Here is a 525-nt window from a genome sequence, read left to right as displayed (position 1 = left end):
CCCGGCGTACCTTTTATCCGTTGAGCGATGGCCCTTCCACGAGGGACCACCGGATCACTATGACCGACTTTCGTCTCTGCTCGACTCGTCAGTCTCGCAGTCAGGCGAGCTTATGCCATTGCACTCTAACAGACGGTTTCCAACCGTCCTGAGCTCACCATCGCGCGCCTCCGTTACTCTTTAGGAGGCGACCGCCCCAGTCAAACTACCCGCCACAGAGGGTCCCTGCACCGGATAACGGTGCGAGGTTAGACATCAGAAAACAACAGGGTGGTATTTCACCTATGGCTCCACGACAGCTGGCGCCGTCGCTTCAAAGCCTCCCACCTATGCTACACAGTTCTTTCCTAATGCCACTCTGAAGCTGCAGTAAAGGTGCACGGGGTCTTTCCGTCTAACCGCGGGTACTCCGCATCTTCACGGAGAATTCAATTTCGCTGAGCATGTACTGGAGACAGTGGGGAAGTCGTTACGCCATTCGTGCAGGTCGGAACTTACCCGACAAGGAATTTCGCTACCTTAGGA

Annotated in this window: 1 rRNA gene; it reads right to left on the bottom strand. The window is 55.4% G+C overall.

Features of this window, described 5'->3' with window-relative positions:
* Positions 1-525 (bottom strand): 23S ribosomal RNA (locus tag ACT6VE_RS34915); the annotation flags it as partial.

This window comes from Shinella sp. (assembly GCF_052438155.1).
Lineage (GTDB): Bacteria > Pseudomonadota > Alphaproteobacteria > Rhizobiales > Rhizobiaceae > Shinella.
The sequence above is the reverse complement of the archived record's forward strand: the minus strand, read 5'-3'. Positions and strand labels throughout refer to the sequence as shown.